Origin of the sequence: Pseudoalteromonas sp. SWXJZ94C (assembly GCF_015864385.1) — a bacterium.
In the GTDB taxonomy this organism is placed as follows: domain Bacteria; phylum Pseudomonadota; class Gammaproteobacteria; order Enterobacterales; family Alteromonadaceae; genus Pseudoalteromonas.
On sequence record NZ_JADYXF010000011.1, the window covers coordinates 21088 to 41149 of the forward strand.

Genomic DNA, 20062 nt, shown 5'->3' on the forward strand with positions numbered 1-20062 from the left:
TATAAGCAGCTAATTAAAATAATCGAAAATCATGGCTTGTTACTTTGCACCAAAACAGCGGTGAGCAATATTATCGGAAAAATTAAAAGCCAGCTCAACAAAACAAGGCTAATTTAACTTTAACCAGTGTGTTGCATCTAATGGTTCAACTCACAGCTCTTAGGGAGCTAGGCGGTCAGAAATTGTAATGTATGAAGCCAAGCTATGACCCTTTTGGCTCGCTCTTTTTAGTTGTCTGTTGCAAAATCATATAAAACCGTATTGACAACATTTTTGCCTAAATACTCTTTTACCATCGCCAATCTTGGCTCATCATCCACCTTTTGGTAAGTGGAAACAAAATACCTTTTGTTTTCAGCTTGTCGGTTCATTACAGCGCGGTCTCCAAGCTTTCTTCCTTTGGGCGACAACTTTTCAAAATTAAAATCAACTGTAAATACGGTCTCAACTGCTAGGTTTTCTAATTCATCACTTATTAAAATATTCCCATTTTGAAGAGTCATTTCTACACGACTTTTTTGATTACTATTTCTGTACTGTTTTTTAATCTGCGTACTACTTTTTACGATAATTGAAAAAGCACCAATTTTAGGGTATTCATAAGTGGAAATATTTGAAACGTTATCCTCGCATCGAATATAAGTTAGAAGTAACTTCCTACCCAGTGTTTTAAAAGGCGCGTCCCACACTTGTACGAATTCGCCATCATGGTGTTTTACAACATCAACCGTTGAGGATTTAGTATGGTCAAAACCAACTCGATACACGAAAATGACTCCTAATTAAGGTAATACCAACCTGCATAAATCTTTGATCAATTTAACGAATTAAATTGCACTATCACGTCGTTAAAAATTTTTTGTTTAGAACAACTAGATACAAAAATTTTTGCCTAGTTCTAGCGTAATTTTCTTAACATTAAATAGACCCTATATAAGCAGATTGGTATAACAACAGCTTTTTAAACACTATTTAGGGGGATTATTCCCTCCAAAAGGAGGTTAATAATATTATCGGAAAATCATAATAGCTATGTTTATAAAGCTAAATTTGCCAATACTAATGGCTTAAAGTATGTGAGGTCAGGATTTGATCACTTTGGCTATAATTAATATCGTCCACCAAACTATTATCGACGCTATGGTAAAAACACTGACATTCTGAATTTGTTCAGTAGTTGTTTGTAGATTAAAACTTGACATCAAGAAGAGAAGAATAATCGTTACAGTAAAGCCAATATATTCAATTGCTTTGTAAATATTTTTTTTAAGAGTTGTTTTTAATATGACTCTTTTTTGAATTATAACTCCCAATAAAACGAGATAAATTGGTAATACAATCACATAAAACATCACTGAAGCACCACCACCAAATAATGTGATAAGCATAATATAGATAAGCGGGGTCGTATTAATACCCAATACGACGCCACTCACTAACAAACTACGACGAGTCATCGCATTAGTATTTACTGTCATTTTGCAGGTACCTCATAGCTATTTTCTAATACAATACGAGTTACTAACGGTGCATAAGCATGCTGATGTTGTAATTGCCACCACGCAGTAATACCTACACTCGCTTTACTCAAAGACATCCAGTTATCAGATTTAGCTCCATATTCATTTAAGTCTTCATCATCCAATCCAAAAACATCATAAAACACAAACCTTAACTTAATGTAATATTTAGCATTTAATTTATCATAGTAATAATGGGTTGCAATAACATAAACATGTTGCACACCATTAATCATTAACCCCAAGCCATTATCAAAATCTTGAGTGGAAAAGAGCTTACTACCTAAATTAAAAGCAGGTACACCTAAATTTGTCGGTGCCACAATTTTATTTATATCCCAATTTGCATTTTTAAGTGCTTGGTGAATTCTGACCTGACCAGCAGTTCTAAAGGGTGAATTTGGAGCTGATAGCGCTCGACTACAAAACTCTTTGATATTTGAATGACGAGAAGCTGACATATTTAACGAATCATCAGAAAAAACAACTACATGAGATTGCTTTTTCAAGTATTTTTCAAACAACCGCTTAGCCACTCCGCTATTATCCCCATCTGCAAAAATATCAAGTAATGCCTTCATTTTTGTTTTTAAATCACTAGCATTCTCCCCCACTGATTGATTTTGAGGTGAGGCACGATTGCTTGCAAAAGAAATATCTTGACCATATTTGGGATTATGACTACCTGGTAAATAAGGATCATTAAAGCTATATGTGGGGGTTAAGTAACTATCTGTTGCACTAGCAACTACCTTATTTAAACGTAATGGATGCTTATTAATGTCTATTTTTTTAGATAACTTGTCTGCAACTTTCATTATTAAATTCCTTTTATGAGTAGTCTCTTATGCCTATTAAAATTATAAAACATATAAATAAACAGAATGCTTATTACTACAGCCGAATGAGCCTATTAATTTACTTTTAATTATTTACTTTTAATTATTTAAAAATCATAGCTGAGTTCCTATTTTAGTTCAATCGATTACTGTATTTTTATGCAGAATATAAAAAGTGTTTGGCGTTATTTTAATTAACCTGAACTCTGATTAAGAGATTTACTAATATAGTGAATCATAGTGATATTTAAATTTATTTTCTCTAGCTAGAGATTTTTAGTGAAAACAAAGCGAGTTTAAGCGTCAATAGCGGGTCTATTACAAGTAAATTCAACGCAGTTAGCGCTGAAAATAGCTGCTTGAGATAGATTTATTATCCAGAGTGCAGGTTAAATAGTTTTTGAAAAGTATTACAGGTGTTGAGTGACCTATGTGAGGTTAAAAGGACTTACTCTTCTTAATGCATCGTGTTTACGGCTTTTCTATATTATGGGCAATAGCCCATGGTAGTATTATCTAAGATGAATCGAGGTATTTAACAAGATTAAAGCGAAGAGACTCACCACTTTTAAAGTTTGCAATTACTAATTGCTACACCCAACCTTCTCTATAACTTGACAGCCAATTAATGCTCTGAACACTAAAAATACTATGACTCTGATAACTCAAACTTGATAGCTTCTTAATTTTGTCTATTCGCTTTCTTTTTGTCTCTAATCCAAAGAACTGAACCATGTGTTTTTTTCATCTCAAATAGATCTATTGCACTGAATAAATCACCTAATTTCTTATAGCCGTGATTTCTTGGATCGAATGAGGTGTGGTTAGAGATATGAGTGCCTATGTGACCCAGCATTGACCAGCCATCATCACTTTCAACAGCATCAATTGCTTGTCTCAATAAATTAATTAGCTTTGTGTCTCTATTTAGTGTTTTAACTTGTTTCTTTGAGGTTATTTTTATTTCTTCTATGCCTTGGACCTCCTCAGTTTCAGCATTTATAATTTCATGATCAAAATATAAGAACTTAGAACAGCTATTTACAAATGCTAATGGAGCTTTACGTTCACCGAAACCTATAACCAACTTACCATCAGCTAAAGTTCTAGTTACAAGTGGGGTAAAATCGCAGTCAGAAGACACGAGACAAATAACATCAATATCTTTTGTATACAGAATATCCATCGCATCTATTATAAGTGCCATATCAGTAGCATTTTTGCCTTTAGTTAAATCAAACTGCTGAATTGGTTGGATTGCATATTCATGCAGCATATCTTCCCAACTTTTTAGCCGTGGGGACTTCCAGTTTCCATATGCTTTTCTTATCGTCACAACACCTAACTTTGCGAGTTCTGATAAAACGGTATCAATTTTTCCCGCTGGCGCATTATCTGCGTCAATAAATAACGCAATCTTTTCTTTATCCTTCAACGTACTCTCCAATTTTCTAATTCTCAGCTAATAAGTGAGTTATTTCCTAATATATAAAAATTAAGTAGTTGGCTCATCTTATGTTTACAAGTAAAAATACTACAAGCAGACACTTTAAAAACCAATGGACCACCCATTAGAAAGCCACGAGCAAGCAGACACTGTATTTTTTATACAAAAACCAAGTATTTTTTAATGTTCAAATTCAGTTTAAAAATAATTACGCACCTAGTAATGACTTCATTTTGTGTTAGTACACACCACCCACGCATTAATGTATCAATAAAATATTCATTGCAGCTCACCAACTAACTTATAAATCAATTAGCTAAAACGCTAAGGTCAGATATGGGCAAGTAAATTTATAAGTCCTTCGTTAAATCTTGCGCCAATGTACCCGTTGGTTTTTCAATTACGCGCACTAACTCTTTGCCATTTTGCTTAACAATAAACGTAGGGGTATATTGCAGGTCGTTAGCTTGTGCAATGCCTGCATCGTCTTGTTTGTTGTAACCTACTGCAACAAATTTAATATCAGCAAGCTGAACTTTAGATTCATCTAGCAGCTTAACCAAACGCGGTACTTCGCGCTCGCTGTCGTGGCACCATGTACCAAATAATACAATAAGCTCTTTGCCTTCTAGCTTTTGCATTAGCGCAATATCTTGTGTTGTTGGCGTAAATGCTTTGTATTCTTCGCTAAACTTGTCGTAGTCGCTTAGCAGTACATCGGCGGTAATTCCGCCCGAAAACGGCGCATCAGCAGCACAGCCTACCAGCGGCATGCTTAAAGCACACAATAAAATTAATTGTTTAAACATAAGGTACTCTTAAGGTTAGGTATTAAAGTTAGGTATTAAATAAAGCATTTAACGACTATACCCAATATTGAGTGTGGAGTGAACAACTCAAGACCGTTACTTTTTATCCATAAAAAAGTTAACTTGCGATAAGTTAGTTAAATATTCTCGCCTTACGTCTTTATTCTCAGCAAGCTTATCTAAATCACCAATTAAAGTGACTAACTTATTGTGAGAATGGCTGCTTGTTTGTTTAAATTCGTCTTGCTTTTCATCGCTCTCAACACGCTCTTTTTTATTCATGTTGTAGCTGTTTTCGTTTTCTTCGAGCCAAATATCGTCAATTAAACGAATGTCGCTTTTACTAACGGTTTGCTCTTGCATCGCCATTTGCAGCTCGTATTGGTTTGTTTGCGGGTTAAAGGCATACATTTTTGTATCAACATCAACCTCGTGAGACTGATCAAGCCCCACAAGTTCTTTATTTTTAACCGCAGTCCCTACGCTATAACTCTCTTCTTTGTTGTAATAATCAGGACGACTGTATTGATAATCAAAGTGGCTACTTACATTTTTACTTTGTGTTACACCGCTAAGATCCCCTAACTGGGTTTGATCAGTCGCTTGGCTTAGCTCAATTGTACTTTTAGGCTGATAGTCGCCGTTATCCAGCGCATAAGAAAACGTAGCATCAAAATCAGCGAGCTTAGAAATACCAGCTCCTAATGTATTTGGGGCTTTATTGCCTAGCCCTTGATAACGGGTATCGTTTGTGATCATGTTATCAACCAAATCGGCAACCATGGCGCGCCCGTCATTAAATTGCTGATCTGCAAGCGACTCTATATTGCTATAGCGCTCAGCCGCCGACGACATACTTGTAAACGCGCCTTTGAACAATGCAAAGCCTTGCTGCATTGCTTCGTCGCCTTTTCGCCCAAATGCCGACTCTTTATCGTCTTCGGTACTGTTTACTTGGCTATCTTCTAAGCTTTGATCGAGCGACGCTAAATATTGCTGCAATTGCTGTGTGTCTTTAGCGCCAATGGTTGACATATCGAGTGCAAAATCAATGTCGTTTTGCCCACCTGCAGCTTTAAACACAAGTGCTTGCTGGTTTAATGCTTCATCAATGGAGTAACTTAAATCAAGATTGTTCTCTTTCGAATCAAGATCTTTATTTTGCGTTGTTGAAAACGATACATTAAAACCTGCCAGTTGTTCACTGTTAAAGCCTGCTAAAAAGTCTAAGCTCATGTCTGTTTGGTTTGGCACTATAAGAGGATTAAATGAATTTTCACTTACTTTAAAAAACTCATCGGCCATTTCGCCAACACCACTAAGTACCTGCGAAAGCGCCTTGTGTTCAGCCTCAGATAAATCGCCATTTACTTCGTAACTTAAACTAAAACCATCAACGGCTTCGCCCGTGTTTTCATCGTAACCTTGCGATGAGTTAAAGGTAATGTTTATAACATCACCCTCTTTTGTTTTTACCGAGAGCTCAAACAGGTAGTTATCGTCGTTTTCATAATTAGCGCGATTAAGGCTTTCCATATAAGGATTAAGTGAGCGCTCTACACGTTGCTGGCTTGAGGCTAAAAACGTTTTTTGCTCATGCCCAAGCTGCCCTAAACTCGATAAAATATCGCTGGTATTAGCATAAGCACCCTGAATATTTTTAACCGACGCATTTAATCGCTCAATTAATTGGGTGCTGTTTTCGTTTTTTAATAACCCTTCATGCTGAGAGCTTATTACGGTGCGCAAGGCAAGTTCTTCATCGGAGAGTTTATAGTTAAGCATGCTAGGCGTGCTTGAAATAGTAAATAACGAGGTAAGTTGCTGCTGTAAAACGTCCCCTACTTTTTGATTGCTGGCTAGTGCTTCATCAATAGTTTCGTTATTTAGCTGGCTTAGTTGTTTTTCGGATATTTTTGGCGCGTTAGTTTGTAAATCATTAATAGCTTGAAGGTCGCTACTGGTGTGCAGCACAGGAGTCACAGACGTTTGGTTAGCGTTATTGACTGATTGGGCAAGTAAAGTGCTTAAATTGTCGTGATTGCCAAGTGTACTGTTGACCATGATTATCCTTAATCGCTAAACCCTATTAAGTAATTTATCGGTCATTTTGCTAAAAGCTTTAGCTAGGGTTTATTTTTAATAATGTTCACATCGCTATGCTCAAGCTAATAGCTGTTAATTAAATTAAAAACAGGAAACAAATTAATACTTTGATTCAAATAATCGCCTGCTTTTAATCTAAAAATTTAAAGGCGTAATCTAAATTATTCCTCCTCTTCCAACTCAATATTTCGCTCAGCTAAGGCATTTAATAATTTTTTACTCGGCTCGCTATTTTCTAAACCAATTATTTTAGTAAGATTAGGTAATAGAGCTAAATCATCAATTGCTTTGTTCGTTACTTTGGGTACTTCATCTCCCATACCGGGATCCCAAAATGGATGCATGTGCTCTAAAAATACAGCTCCACCATTTAAACCACTGTCTTGATAAAGCTGCGTTACTTTTTCGAGTAAAGTCATCGGTATTTCTACGTTTTTAAAGTACTTTTTAACTTCAGGAATACACTCATATCCATCTTCTTCTCGGTCAATTTCGCGTTTTACATACTCTTTGGCAAATAAGTCTAAATCAAACTTTGGTAAGAGGATCTCTTGTCGATACATCAGTTCTTCAATAACGAGTAATTTAAAATTAAAATCACGAAATATAACGGTGAGTTTATTATTAATATTAAATAATTTAGGTGTATTTTTTAAAGCATCAGCTTCTAAAAGTAATGATTTTAAATGTGTTACTTTCGCCTCATCAGTGGTGGCTTTAAGTAATATATCCACGCTTTTTCGAGTAGGAGCCGAAACGGTAATTCTACGCAGTGCTGTTTTAATATTTTTGTGGTATTCATCTTGGCTAACTGCATCTATATTATCTAATTTTTGTTGATAATCGTTAATTATACTTTGTTTTGCACCCTTTGCTTTAATATGATTTAAGTGTTCTTGAATATGTCCTTGGTGTGTTTTTTTACCTTCAATTCCCAGCGGGCTTAGCATTAAATTCTCAATTAAATAATCCATCTCACTCATGGTAAAGTTGTAGGTATTGAGCAGTTTTTTTAAAATTACTGGTGCGTTTTTATAAAGCACATCTGCAGGCTTTGCAAACATACTTAATAGTTCTGAGTGCATCCAGCCGTAGCTGCTATTTTTAGCGTGCCTAACAATGCTCAAATGCAATAGATGAGTAAACTCGTTTATAACATCTGGGTGATACTCTTCAAAAATACTCATTATCAAGTTGCTATGTTCATTTGGAAATACTCGATAAAAAGCAGGAAGTAATAACGCCACATCCACTTTATCGAGCTCATATTGCTCAACAAAGCCAGAGGCATAACTGTTCACCGAATGATAAAAATAGAGTGTTATTAAACCCGAAACAACCACGTTAATTTTTGTATTTTGCTGATGAACTCGTTGATGCTCAATGAGCTCTTCTATTTTAGCTAATATTGTTTGATGATACTTTAATATTACTAATCCATTTGGCGAATAGTCTGAACTGCACACAATTTCAATAAACGTAGCAAGATACTCAACTTCAACCGAGTTTGATAAATCTATAGTTGTAAGCCAATTTATCATTGCGCTGTATATTTCATCTTCAACGCTAAAATCAGCCTCCATTAAACTACGACACTCTAGTCCATTAATAAGCCCTCGCTCATATTGCCTTTTAATAGTGCCTTGCTGCTCTTGGATTAATTTTTTCCATTGCGCATGAATATTTTTTACTGTCGCTTTATTTTTTTTGTCAGGTGTGCCTTTTTGAGTCGCACCAAAATTAGGGTCACGAATTGACTCAATATTTTTTTGTATATGAGAATGTATAGTCAACATATTATTTAGTAGTCCTTACTTAAAAAGCAGTGAGCAGAATTGAAGGTGGTAAAACGTAAATGTAAGAGCAACGCTAAACCATCATTAACAGGCTAGTTTAATGTCCGGTGAGTCAAAAATTAAATACATAACCCTTAAAACTGTGGTCAAATTTTATTAACCACAGCAACGACCGTTAATAATTAATATCTAAATTAGAAAGTCATAATGTGATTTTTTTAACAGTTTCATGTGCTAAATTTTGAAAATCAACAATTACACGCACATTGTTTTCAGCGAGATAACTTAAGTAATTATCTGCTATAAAATCCATTGCTATTATTCTGAGTTCATCTTCGTCAGCATCTTTAAACTCATCAACCGCTGTGTTGGCCAAAGTAATAGTTAAAATTACATCAGCATCATTAAGACCTTTTTTTGCTTCAATGCTTGAGTAATAGTAAGGGTTAAGCTCAAAGTTCGTACTGTTAACGTCTTCTACAAAATATTGAGCAACATCCTCTTCTGGCATTGTGACCCATGTAACTCCAACAAATATCCCCACGAATAATACACCCGCCGCTAAAGATATCCCAAATACTTTCCAGTTTGATTCAAACGCATATTCTTCTGAGTCTGATATTTGTGTTTTAGTAAGGTAGTGTTCTTTAAGTATTACAATCATAGGAGTTAAGTAAGCGATTAGAATTAACATATCAGGCGTTTCATCTGGCAGAAAAGGTGCAACTACGATGATAATTGCGCTAAGTATTAGGTATCCATAAAACAATTTTTTTGCCAAATCATTTTTATTTATTGATTCAAATGACTTCTTTAAAAAATAGGCGGCGGCCAAGGGTCCACCTATAAGAGTGGCGACTATAATTTGAACTGGAGAATAAACACTTCTCATAACATTCCTTGATTGATTAATAAAAATTAATAGTACGCGAGTCGCGTAATTTCAGTTAAAAACACATTATTATTAATGTTTTATACAGTAGTAAGTAGTCACTTAATAAATGACTATGCCTTTTTATAATACCGTAAAACTAGATGGGTTCATAACGTACCCATAAAGCAAACTAGGCACTCAATCTTACCGCTCTATAAAAATGGGCTATAAAATTTTACTTTTTACATACAGATTAACCAGTAGTTAATTGCACATTATTATTTCACCATAAAAATAAACAATTATTACCGTAAATATTAAATTTGAGGCATAAAAAAACTGCATAATTGCAGTTTGAATATTTATTATAAATGAGTCACTCACACACATAATTACCGTAGCTAGGATTTTTAGGATCTTCATAAAAACCATTACCTATAAATGAACCTACATATAAAATGTCAAAAAACTCATTAAAATCAATTTCTAACCCGTGCTCAACTTCCCAATCACAAAAACCATCAGCCATAACATAAAATGCCGAACCATGAGTAAAGATTTTTAACGAACTGATTTTGAGATGTGACCATATATCTTTTAGTGATTCAATGTGTGGCTCAGTTTCACCACACATTAAAAGGGTGTCTTCGTAATAATCAAAGATGATGGGTTCCAATTTACCTAATAATTTAACATCCCATTTATTTATACATCTTATTAAATCAGAATAACTTTCCACAGTTTCATCTTTTTCTACCTCTAGTTTAACCATAATTTCATACCCCAAAACATCACAAAACCAAATGTGTGTTTTTGAGTTTTTAAAGTGAGAGATATCCATAATTTATCCTGTAACTCATAACATTTTAGTATTTATATAACACGTAGTTTTACATGCTGCTCGGTGACCATCTTCCATTATATTACGATTCGTTCACCATTTATTTCGCTGCAGGTATGAATGACTAAAGTTTAAATCGCTTTGTACTACAAAGCGATTTTATAACTTAAAAGCATTGCACCAACAATTAGCTTTGAGCAATCAAAGGGCTAAATATTGATTTAATACATCACAATAATAACAACCGCTATTCGCTCAAAGCCGAGGAATGGTTGAGTACTGTGAGCGGGCTTTCGAACATGACGCTTCTGTTAACTAATTAAGGAGCATCATTAATACTCATTAGCGTAATCAATGAAATAGTGTTGTTTTTACTGTTATATTCGAAATGTATTGCATGCTGTTTGTTATCATACCGATCATATCCGCCTGTTGGTTCAAGAATTGTATCGGCTAATGGATTTCCTGAGCTAGTAGGGCTCCCCATTACATTACGTACTTCGGATCTTGTTGAACGAAAGCTCACGCCTTCTTTAATTGGCGAGTACTCTTTTATAGCGCCTTTTGATAACGACGATATAAATACAGTAGTTATTCGTTTAGCATTGTCTGCAATAAATTCCAAACCAACATCGGTAAAGGATATATAGTATTCATCCTCGTCATACTCGAATTGCAAAGAATAATCATTAAAAAACCTTACAACTTCAGGATCTTCAAGATGTTTATCTATAAGTTTAAGTAATTTTTCCATAGTGGCTCAACTCGTTTTTATTTATTTCTATTGATCAAAAAACCATAGCTGAGTTCCTATTTTGGTTCAATCGATTACTGTATTTTTACGCTGGATATAAAAGAGTTTGATGTTGTTTTAATTAGCGTTTTGGAAGGTATTACTGATTGTGGCTTTTTACATTTATGTCGTTTCAACATAATAAGATTTTAACTTAATATATAACAACCGCTATCCGCTCAAAGCCGAGGAATGGCTGAGTGCTGTGAGCGGGCTTTAAATTTATGCTTTACTAAGCATTGCTTGCCACTAAGTCAGAAATTAAAGCATCTATCTTGTTTTCTAGCTCTTCAGGGGGAAGTTCCTCATGATATCTCTCTAGAAAAACCAACATAGAATCTAGATAATCAAAGTCCAATACCTTAGCATACTCGACAAACAGGTCATCCCATTCTAGTTCCCAAAATAAAACGAACATATGGGCAACAAAATGTAGATAGCTTGAGTAGGTCTTTTCACCACCCCCTACATAAACCTGTACAATCATTTCACTTTCAGGTGGCCTGCAAAATATCGCATTAAAATTACCATCGTCCCATAGAGGTTGATACCCTTCTGGCAATAGGCTTTTTTGTTGCGACTCTGAGCATAAAAACAGCTCCTCAGGTATTCCGAATGAAATATCGAAATTCTTTGGTATCTCCTTACCTTCGTACATATTAATAAAAACCAATGGGAAGTGATTTTCTTTAAGATATTCAAGTGTCGATTTTTTACTATGCTTCATAAGTAATTCTTTGGGTACTTAACGAGGCTGTAGAATAACTCAAACAACCAAATTCAATTAAAAAAACGAGATTCTGCAATTACCTCCCTGAATCAACTTTTCAAAGTATACTTTAAAAAATTGAAGTAATATGGGATTAAGTTTTGCTAAACAATTAAGTATTTACCTTTGTCCATTCTCTACTAGCTCCAGGTTCATACCTTACAAACCATGGGTTTGGTTGTTGCTCTGCTGGAATAAAATTAATGGCGTTAGGCGTTTCAAAAACACCTACAGGCTGCCCTTTATCTTTTAGACATACAAATTGCCCATCAATCAATTCGAATATACCTTGCTCGCCACCTGCAAGAAAAATACGTTCTTCTATTGCTCCTATGCCATACCATGAATACTTAGCGGAGCCTATATCAGTAAAACCCTCTTTGGCATTACCCACTAACAAACAACCACTTCGACCCGTGATAAACACTTTATCTTGTGAAAGCACTTTTACATCGGTAAATGCATCTTGCTGCGGAATACCTGAAGGTAAGGTTATTTTCACCCATTCATTGCCATTAAAATGGTGTATATTTCCCTCATAACCAACAACATAAACATCATCGCTGGCGGAGCCATCTATTGCGTTGGGCGCTTTGGGGAGTGAATGTTCTACCCATAATGTCCCATCCCAATGAAATGCAGGTCCTGCAAAGGAGGTCACCCAAACATCGTCATCGGTTGTTCCCCAAATAGCATTTAATTGCCCTTTGAATACTTCAGTAACGTTCCAGTTAATATCAAAGCTACCTGAATTAAATTTTAATCGCTCAAAAGGCGGCTGCTTAAAATTAACGTTGGCGTTTGTAAATACGTCACCTTGATCATCTACAACCCATAAATGACCGTTTTGTGATGACCACATAGCGTTAAGCTGGAAGTTAACTCCTAAACAAGTTTCAGTTATATCATCTAATGTTAAATTAACCCCTCCCACAGCCCCCAATGCATCTGACTCGTTATAATATGTAATAAGCGCCTGCTCGCCTAAATTGCAATAAGTAATATCAATTACATGTACTATTTCATAATTATCTCGCATAAATAAAGCTGCCTTTATTGTTAGAATTTTTCATATTTCCTGCCATTTTTATCTCTATATACATCCCCGCCACCAACTAAATTAGACATTTTGGCATCTTTATCAACCCCAGCTACATCAAAATAGTTTTCAGTCTCTATTCGAATAGCCTTGGCGACTAGCGCAGCTTCCTCTTTTGGGATCCTCGCTTCGTAAACGCTAGGCGCCCTTTCTATAGTTTCCATGCTGAGCGATTTAGCATAGTGTTTTTCAATATAAATTAAACTCGATAGCCTCTCTAATTGTACAAGCTAAACTGCGCCATAAAATCTACTTTTAGGTTAATAATTTATCTTTTCTAATGGGTTATTTTAATTTAACCCGTTAAATAAACCATTATCGTTATTAAACCAAAACTACACGCATAGAAATGACTACATGATGCAGTGTTAACTTTTTACTGAATAGTATAAAAATTATGCGAGTAGCTTTTCGCATCTCACTCTCTATTCCAGATGTGTGAGAAACGATTCCCAAATTGGATGAGAAAAAACAACTTTTTGATCAAACCACTCAGTAATCATACGCTTTACTGCAATAGTCATAATTCTGTAATCTTGATGGTGGATAATTTCTATCCGATGAGTTAATAAATTCAAGAAGACCAAGCAAAATGACTACACCTTTAGTGCAATTAACATTTGCACTGCAATCATTCGAAGATCCTATGTCTGCGGCTATGAGCCACACCATGGAATATGAAAAGCTTTCGCTACATGCTGATGCTGCGCATAATATTACACTACAATGTGTACTACCCGATGCGGCACATGAGGGTGATATAATTTCGCTTAGTGCTACACATCCAAGTGCTAGAGGGGCTCAGTATTTTACTGAAAAAGTACTCACTAATGCAGATCTTGAAAGTGGTTTAGTCAACCTAACTTTAAACCACATTACGCAAAGCCAGTGCTTTGTAATGCAAATGATGCTGCACGGTAAACACGCGACTTTAAAAAATAGCCTGCAATTTGATATGCATATAAAGGCATTTGAGCAAGGTTATTGCGCGCCACTTATAAATATAGAGCGCAGCAAGCCACAAGGCATACGCAGATACTTTGCAAGTATGGGGGCGATGTTTTTATCTTTATTTTAGTGCTGCTTGTACTTAGCAACACTAAAATAATCACTTAATAGCTCTGCAGCACTTATAGATTATTAATCAGCAAAACTTACTTTACCCATAGTAACGCCCGCAATACCTTGCGCTTTATTATTTAAATGAAGTTGCTCTCCTGCTAGGCATTCGTTTGCTAAAATGGCAAAAAGCACGGCTTCTTTTGCATCAGGGTCTACGCCTAGGGCTTGAGTGTTTTTAAATGCTTTTACATCTGGGCTGAGTGCTAATAATTGATCCATTAATAATGGATTGTGTATTCCGCCGCCACTTGCATATACCACGCAGTTGGGTGCGTTTTTAACGCATTCGTTTATTGCTTGGCTAATAACGTGAGCGGTAAATATATTGAGCGTTGCAATAACGTCTTCATGCTTTAAATTATGTGTATTTGAACGGGTATGAGCGGCTTCTAAATAGACTAAATTAAACACCTCTGGACCTGTTGTTTTAGGCATGTCGAGCTTAAAAAATTCATTGTTGCATAACGCTTCTAATAATAATTTATTGACCGTTCCCGCTTTTGCCAACATTGCATCTTTATCGTAGTGCATACCATTAAAGTAACGTTGTACGTAAGCATCCATAATGGTATTACCAGGACCAATGTCTGAGCTAAATACATCGCTCACATCACCACTTTTAGGTAAAAATGTGAGGTTGGCTATGCCGCCCATATTTAACAAAATACGACTTTCGACCGCGCTCGAAAAATATAAATAATCGCCATACACAGCAAGTGGCGCGCCCTCGCCTCCTGCGGCTATGTGTTTTTGCCTAAAGTCCCCAATGGTAGTAATACCGGTAGTGACTGCTATTTGGTCGCTGTCGCCAATTTGTAAGGTGCCGTTATTAAAGTCTTTATGGTTATGCTGCGATTGTGGGCAGTGGTAAATAGTTTGACCGTGGCTGGCTATTACATCAATATTTGCTGGGTTTATATTCCACTTAGTTAAGCACTGATTAACCATATTACCGTGCAGCTTACCTACCCAAGGGTGCAATAAAGTAACAAGCTCTAAATCGCATTCACGCTTTGCAAAAACTTGTTTTATTTTAGTTTTATAGTCGTCGTTGTATTCAATTGTTTTAAACTTTAATACATCTATTTGTGTATTTAAGCCTGCGCCCGTTACTTTACACAGTGCTACATCGAGCCCGTCTAACGAGGTTCCACTCATTAAACCAATAATTAATCGGCTTGGTTTTTGAGCGCTGTTATAAAGGGCGGCTATGTGTGGGTGCATGATTACTCGCATGATTCGACCTAAAATAGTGCGGCTATCTTAGATGACTTTAAAACAAAGTTATAGCGGTACTATATTTATTTAAGTGCTTATCCTGAGTACTAAGTTTAGATGCTTACATTTGCCTTTTTAATTGTTTAGTAATTAAATGATTGCTAAGTTATTGCTCACATTACAATAATTAACCTAAAAACATGATAGTACTCAGAGAGTTTAAAGCCCAAGACGCACCTTTTATTATTAGCACTTTAAACGATGAACACGTAACTCGTTATTTATCGTCAAAAATTCCGTTTCCGTATACGCAAGCCGATGCTGAGTGGTGGATAAACCAAGGCTCAAAAAATGGTTTAGTCAAAGCCATCGAGGTAAACGGGCAGTTTGCTGGGTGTATTGGCGTTACCCCTGGTGAGTTTGAATATAACCGCAGTGCCGAAATTGGTTACTGGCTAAACAAAGCCTATTAGGGGCAAGGTATTATTACTCACGCTATTGACCTTATATGTAACGAAGCATTTATAAACTCTCATTTAAATCGTATTTTTGGTGCGGTATTTTCAGATAATGTTGCTTCAATGAAAGTACTTACTAAAAGTGGCTTTAAGCAAGAGGCGGTGCTTAAGCAGGCTATTTATAAAAATGGTCAGTTTTATAGTAGCCACATTTTTAGCAAGCTAAAATAAAGCGATTAGAATAAATACTCGTTTTAAAGGTTGAATTATCAACCACCCGCCCAAAACTCCTGTATTAAGGTACGCATTGTACATATTCATACTGCTTAGCCGCGCATTATTGTTTAGCTGAACACGATTTTAAAAGCGTAAACATTCGGTAAGTAGTTTATTTATATTAATAGGAGATTTTTTTATGTCTACGACTAGTCGCCAACTTACTCTTGAATCACGCCCTAATGGCGCTCCAACAGATGAAAACTTTAAATTAAAAACAGTAGAGCTTCCTGCATTAAAAGACGATGAAGTTTTACTTCGTACTATTTACCTATCACTAGACCCGTATATGCGTGGTCGTATGAGCGATGCTAAGTCGTACGCTGACCCAGTTAACTTAGGCGATGTAATGGTTGGTGCAACTGTGTGCCAAGTAGAAGAATCTAAAAACGATAAATTTAGCAAAGGCGAATGGGTACTTGCATACACAGGTTGGCAAGACTACGCCGTTAGTAACGGCGAAGGCTTAATGCAATTAGGTAAAGAACCTGCAAACCCTTCGTACGCATTGGGCATTATGGGTATGCCTGGCTTTACTGCTTACATGGGTTTACTTGATATTGGTCAGCCTAAAAAAGGTGAAACTGTAGTTGTTGCAGCAGCAACAGGCCCAGTGGGCGCAACGGTTGGTCAAATAGCTAAAATTAAAGGCTGTAAAGTAGTGGGTGTTGCTGGTGGCAGTGAAAAATGTGCACACGCAGTTGAAAAACTAGGGTTTGATGCCTGTATTGATCACCGAGCTGATGACTTTGCAGAGCAATTAGAAAAAGCCTGCGACAAAGGCATTGATGTTTATTATGAAAATGTGGGCGGTAAAGTATTTGACGCCGTACTACCACTACTAAATACCGCAGCGCGCGTACCACTGTGTGGTTTAGTATCGCAATATAACGCAACTAGCTTACCAGAAGGTCCTGACCGTTTAGGCATGCTAATGGGTCAGTTGCTTACTAAGCGTATTAAAATGCAAGGCTTTATTATTTTTGATGACTACGGCGACCGTTACGACGAGTTTGCACAAGACATGCAAAAATGGCTACAAGATGGAAAAATTCAATACCGTGAACACATGGTAGAAGGCATTGAAAATACAGTAGGCGCGTTCAACGATATGATCTGCGGTAAAAACTTTGGTAAAACTGTGGTTAAAATTAATAACCCACTTTAATTTTAAACAGCTTATAAGGGCTTAGCCCTTATAAGTTAACTAGGACTGACATGATCAAACTACACCATTTAAATAAATCCCGTTCTAAACGTATAATTTGGCTTTTAGAAGAGCTAAATGTTGATTACGAAATTATTGCTTATCAGCGTAATAAAGACACCTTCCTAGCTCCTGACGAACTAAAGCATATTCATCAACTTGGTAAGTCGCCAGTAATTGAAGACGGCGGTTTAATTATTGCTGAATCAGGCGCTATTACCGACTACCTTATTACTAAATATGGTAACGGTAAGTTTGCTCCAAAAGTAAATACAGCTGAATACGTTGATTACCAGCAATGGCTACACTTTGCAGAAAGCTCAGCAATTTTACCGCTTTTACTTAAAATGTTTGTACTAAAAGACGGCGCTAAAACACAGTTTTTAGAAGGTTACGCAGATGCTGAAACAGCTAAAGTAATTAGTTACTTTAACGACCGCCTTGAAGGCAAACGTTATTTAGTGGGCGATACCCTAACCGGCGCTGATTTTATGATGTCGTTTATTGTTGAAGTTGTTAAAAACGCAGGTCAATTAGCACACTTTAAAAACCTGGTTAAATACGATGAGCAACTACAAAGCCACGAAAAATTTCATACAGCTAATGAGTTAGAAGCTAAATACGACTAACCATTTGAAGTAAAATAACATAAATAAACTTAAGAGGCCTTTGGCCTCTTTTTTTGTTTTTATAACTTCCTCATAAATTTATATACATATATTTGACAAAAAAACTTATTGTTGTGCTAAAACTAGTAGTCATGATGCATAATGTATTAATTATTATAAATTGTTTAATTGTACTGGTAGAGCTTAAAAGCTAGTACTTCCTACATTTGGAACAAACCATGACAATAAATATGCGCTTAGCTACTGGTTTTGGTGTGATCTTATCGATGATGCTTATTTTAACCATTATCGGAGTTTCACGCGTTAGCCTTATTAACGCTAATATTACATATATGACCGACGTTAATTCAGTAAAGCAGCGTTATGCTATTAACTTTAGAGGTAGCGTACACGACAGAGCAATTGCAGTTCGCGATGTTGTACTAATGACAGAGCAAAGTGACTTAAACCAGGTTTACAATAATATAAAAGAGCTCGACGCTTTTTATCAAACATCGAGTCGCTCTATGGTCGAGTTAACCACCGACATGTCGAGCGAAGAGCGTTCTCTTATTAATAAAATAAATCAAATAGAGCAACGTACTCAACCTTTAATACAAAACGTAATAAATGCAAAAAAAGCGGGGAATTTAAATCAAGCCACCAATATTTTATTAACCGAAGCTCGTCCTGCATTTACACAATGGCTTAATACGATAAACCTCTTTATAAACTTACAAGAACAAGCTAATCAAACAACAACACAAGAAACACGCGATATAGCCAGCCCATTTAAAGTTTGGATGATCTCGTTAACGGCGCTCGCCATCTTAATAGGCGCAAGCGTTGCTTATGTTATAAGCCAATTAATTAGAAACTCTGTAGGCGGAGAACCACAAGAAGCAGCTAAAGCAATTGCGTTTATTGCACAGGGTGATTTAAGAGGCGAGGTTCACTCGTGTTGCTCTAACAGCATGATGGCGTCGGTAGAAGTAATGCAAACTAAGCTAAAAGACATTGTAAACAGTATTATTGATTCGTCTGATAAGCTATCAACATCTTCTGCAAGTGTTGCCTCGGGCTCTCAACAAGCACTTGCTGCAGCAGATACACAAGTGACTTATACAAACGCTGCGGTAAGTAGCCTAGAAGAAATGAGTCGTAGTATTCACTCGGTAGCAGATGGTGTAAGGCAAACAGAAGATAACTCAAAAGTAACCGCGCAGTTATCTCAGCAAGGCAGCGAAGCTGTTCAAAAAGTGGCAGCCGAAATTGAACAGATTTCGATGGCTGTAAAAGCAACCGTTTCTCAAGTAAATGTATTACAAGAGCATGTTACACACATTGGCGATATTTTAGGTGTGATCCGTAGTATTTCAGATCAAACAAACTTACTTGCACTAAATGCTGCAATAGAAGCAGCAAGAGCAGGCGAAACAGGTCGAGGATTTGCGGTTGTTGCTGATGAAGTTAGACAACTTGCCCAGCGTACTGGCGACGCAACTGGCGATATTGAAAAAATGATTTTACAAGTGCAAGAAAACACCCAAGCATCGGTAACAGCAATGGAAGCCACAGTACCGCAGGTAGAAAACGGTCTAACGCTAACCAATGAAGCCAATCAGCTACTAAATCAAATACAGCAACAAGCAAACGACTCATTAAGTAATGTGCTTGAAATTGTTGAGGCAACATCAAACCAAGTAGCAACAGTGTCGCAAATTAGCAGTGGCGTTGAAGAAATAGCCAGTATGTCGAAAGAAACCAGCTTGTCGTTAAATAGTAACGCGCAAGAAGCCGTTGCATTAGCAGAGCTATCAAGTACGCTTAAAAAGTATATTAGTTACTTTAAAGTGTAACTGTTTAGCGTTTTACAGTAATTAACAAAGGGGCTTTAAGCCCCTTTTTTGTAGGTATAAGTTGTATGTAAGTATAATTTAGTTAACTAACCTAAATGGTATAACTATATACCCGCTAAATCACGCTCGGTAATACACTCACCCGACGCCATTTCAAACTCGCGACATACTAATGGACGGTTTTCGTAAATAGAGCACATAAGCGTGTTGCGATCGAGTGCTTGACACCAACCGTCGTCAGCGCGTTTCATCACTTCGCTGCCCCATTTATCGTATTCAATATAATGAAATGGCACGCCAGTATCGGTCACTATACGTACTTCTAATTGGCAGCAACAAGCTTGGCAGTTAGCACACGTAACAGGCTCTGGGGTGGTAGAAATATTTTCAACGGGAATAACAATATGAGGCATAGTGACTT

19 protein-coding genes and 1 pseudogene are annotated in these 20062 nt (G+C 36.4%); 5 read left to right on the top strand and 15 right to left on the bottom strand.

The features are described 5' to 3' along the window. Positions 1 to 227: 227 nt before the first annotated feature. The 13 genes from I6F65_RS06525 to I6F65_RS06585 all read right to left on the bottom strand — a co-directional run bounded on the left by I6F65_RS06525 (position 228) and on the right by I6F65_RS06585 (position 13057). Entirely contained in the window at positions 228 to 767 is a 540-nt protein-coding gene (locus I6F65_RS06525; protein WP_197112064.1) for a hypothetical protein, read from the bottom strand. 315 nt (positions 768 to 1082) lie between these two features. After that, on the bottom strand, positions 1083 to 1478 hold the full coding sequence (locus tag I6F65_RS06530; RefSeq protein WP_197112065.1) for a hypothetical protein: 396 nt from the start codon (positions 1476 to 1478) through the stop codon (positions 1083 to 1085). Beyond that, on the bottom strand, positions 1475 to 2338 hold the full coding sequence (locus tag I6F65_RS06535) for a hypothetical protein (RefSeq protein WP_197112066.1): 864 nt from the start codon (positions 2336 to 2338) through the stop codon (positions 1475 to 1477). Before I6F65_RS06535 ends, I6F65_RS06530 begins: the two co-directional genes overlap by 4 nt. Positions 2339 to 3041: 703 nt before the next feature. Continuing rightward, positions 3042 to 3794 (bottom strand): NYN domain-containing protein, encoded by a 753-nt coding sequence (locus tag I6F65_RS06540; RefSeq protein WP_197112067.1) that lies wholly within the window; start codon positions 3792 to 3794, stop codon positions 3042 to 3044. Positions 3795 to 4156: 362 nt separating this feature from the next. Continuing rightward, positions 4157 to 4615 (bottom strand): thioredoxin family protein, encoded by a 459-nt coding sequence (locus I6F65_RS06545; protein ID WP_197112068.1) that lies wholly within the window; start codon positions 4613 to 4615, stop codon positions 4157 to 4159. A 96-nt stretch (positions 4616 to 4711) separates the two neighbouring features. Further along, complete coding sequence (locus I6F65_RS06550; RefSeq protein WP_197112069.1) at positions 4712 to 6679, bottom strand: hypothetical protein; 1968 nt, start codon at positions 6677 to 6679, stop codon at positions 4712 to 4714. Between the two features lie 203 nt (positions 6680 to 6882). Beyond that, positions 6883 to 8517: a hypothetical protein gene (locus tag I6F65_RS06555; protein ID WP_197112071.1), complete on the bottom strand. Its 1635-nt coding sequence runs from the start codon at positions 8515 to 8517 to the stop codon at positions 6883 to 6885. Between the two features lie 202 nt (positions 8518 to 8719). Continuing rightward, positions 8720 to 9409: a hypothetical protein gene (locus I6F65_RS06560; protein ID WP_197112073.1), complete on the bottom strand. Its 690-nt coding sequence runs from the start codon at positions 9407 to 9409 to the stop codon at positions 8720 to 8722. A gap of 358 nt (positions 9410 to 9767) precedes the next feature. Beyond that, on the bottom strand, positions 9768 to 10232 hold the full coding sequence (locus I6F65_RS06565) for a hypothetical protein (protein WP_197112075.1): 465 nt from the start codon (positions 10230 to 10232) through the stop codon (positions 9768 to 9770). 319 nt (positions 10233 to 10551) lie between these two features. Next, positions 10552 to 10986, bottom strand: a complete 435-nt coding sequence (locus I6F65_RS06570; protein ID WP_197112076.1) for a hypothetical protein — start codon at positions 10984 to 10986, stop codon at positions 10552 to 10554. 271 nt (positions 10987 to 11257) lie between these two features. Continuing rightward, positions 11258 to 11752: a hypothetical protein gene (locus tag I6F65_RS06575; RefSeq protein WP_197112078.1), complete on the bottom strand. Its 495-nt coding sequence runs from the start codon at positions 11750 to 11752 to the stop codon at positions 11258 to 11260. Positions 11753 to 11906: 154 nt separating this feature from the next. Beyond that, entirely contained in the window at positions 11907 to 12833 is a 927-nt protein-coding gene (locus I6F65_RS06580; RefSeq protein WP_197112080.1) for a hypothetical protein, read from the bottom strand. 20 nt (positions 12834 to 12853) lie between these two features. After that, positions 12854 to 13057, bottom strand: a complete 204-nt coding sequence (locus tag I6F65_RS06585; RefSeq protein ID WP_197112082.1) for a hypothetical protein — start codon at positions 13055 to 13057, stop codon at positions 12854 to 12856. A 428-nt stretch (positions 13058 to 13485) separates the two neighbouring features. Between I6F65_RS06585 and I6F65_RS06590 the strand changes: the two genes are divergently transcribed. Continuing rightward, positions 13486 to 13971 carry a hypothetical protein gene (locus I6F65_RS06590; protein ID WP_197112084.1) on the top strand — a complete coding sequence of 162 codons (486 nt, stop codon included), beginning with the start codon at positions 13486 to 13488 and terminating at the stop codon, positions 13969 to 13971. 62 nt (positions 13972 to 14033) lie between these two features. On the opposite strand, the gene I6F65_RS06595 is transcribed toward I6F65_RS06590, so the two are convergent. Beyond that, positions 14034 to 15239, bottom strand: a complete 1206-nt coding sequence (locus I6F65_RS06595; RefSeq protein WP_197112148.1) for an anhydro-N-acetylmuramic acid kinase — start codon at positions 15237 to 15239, stop codon at positions 14034 to 14036. A 194-nt stretch (positions 15240 to 15433) separates the two neighbouring features. Between I6F65_RS06595 and I6F65_RS06600 the strand changes: the two are divergent. From I6F65_RS06600 to I6F65_RS06615, 4 genes and pseudogenes are all read left to right on the top strand, one after another. Next, positions 15434 to 15922, top strand: a pseudogene (locus I6F65_RS06600) (GNAT family N-acetyltransferase). 184 nt (positions 15923 to 16106) lie between these two features. Then, positions 16107 to 17135, top strand: coding sequence for an NADP-dependent oxidoreductase (locus I6F65_RS06605; RefSeq protein ID WP_197112086.1), 1029 nt, complete (start codon positions 16107 to 16109; stop codon positions 17133 to 17135). A gap of 50 nt (positions 17136 to 17185) precedes the next feature. Next, positions 17186 to 17803 (top strand): glutathione S-transferase family protein, encoded by a 618-nt coding sequence (locus tag I6F65_RS06610; protein WP_197112088.1) that lies wholly within the window; start codon positions 17186 to 17188, stop codon positions 17801 to 17803. A 218-nt stretch (positions 17804 to 18021) separates the two neighbouring features. Then, positions 18022 to 19641 (top strand): methyl-accepting chemotaxis protein, encoded by a 1620-nt coding sequence (locus tag I6F65_RS06615; RefSeq protein WP_197112089.1) that lies wholly within the window; start codon positions 18022 to 18024, stop codon positions 19639 to 19641. 104 nt (positions 19642 to 19745) lie between these two features. Here I6F65_RS06615 and I6F65_RS06620 read toward each other — a convergent pair whose 3' ends face one another. Continuing rightward, positions 19746 to 20054, bottom strand: coding sequence for a YkgJ family cysteine cluster protein (locus I6F65_RS06620; RefSeq protein WP_033024250.1), 309 nt, complete (start codon positions 20052 to 20054; stop codon positions 19746 to 19748). Positions 20055 to 20062: the final 8 nt, after the last annotated feature.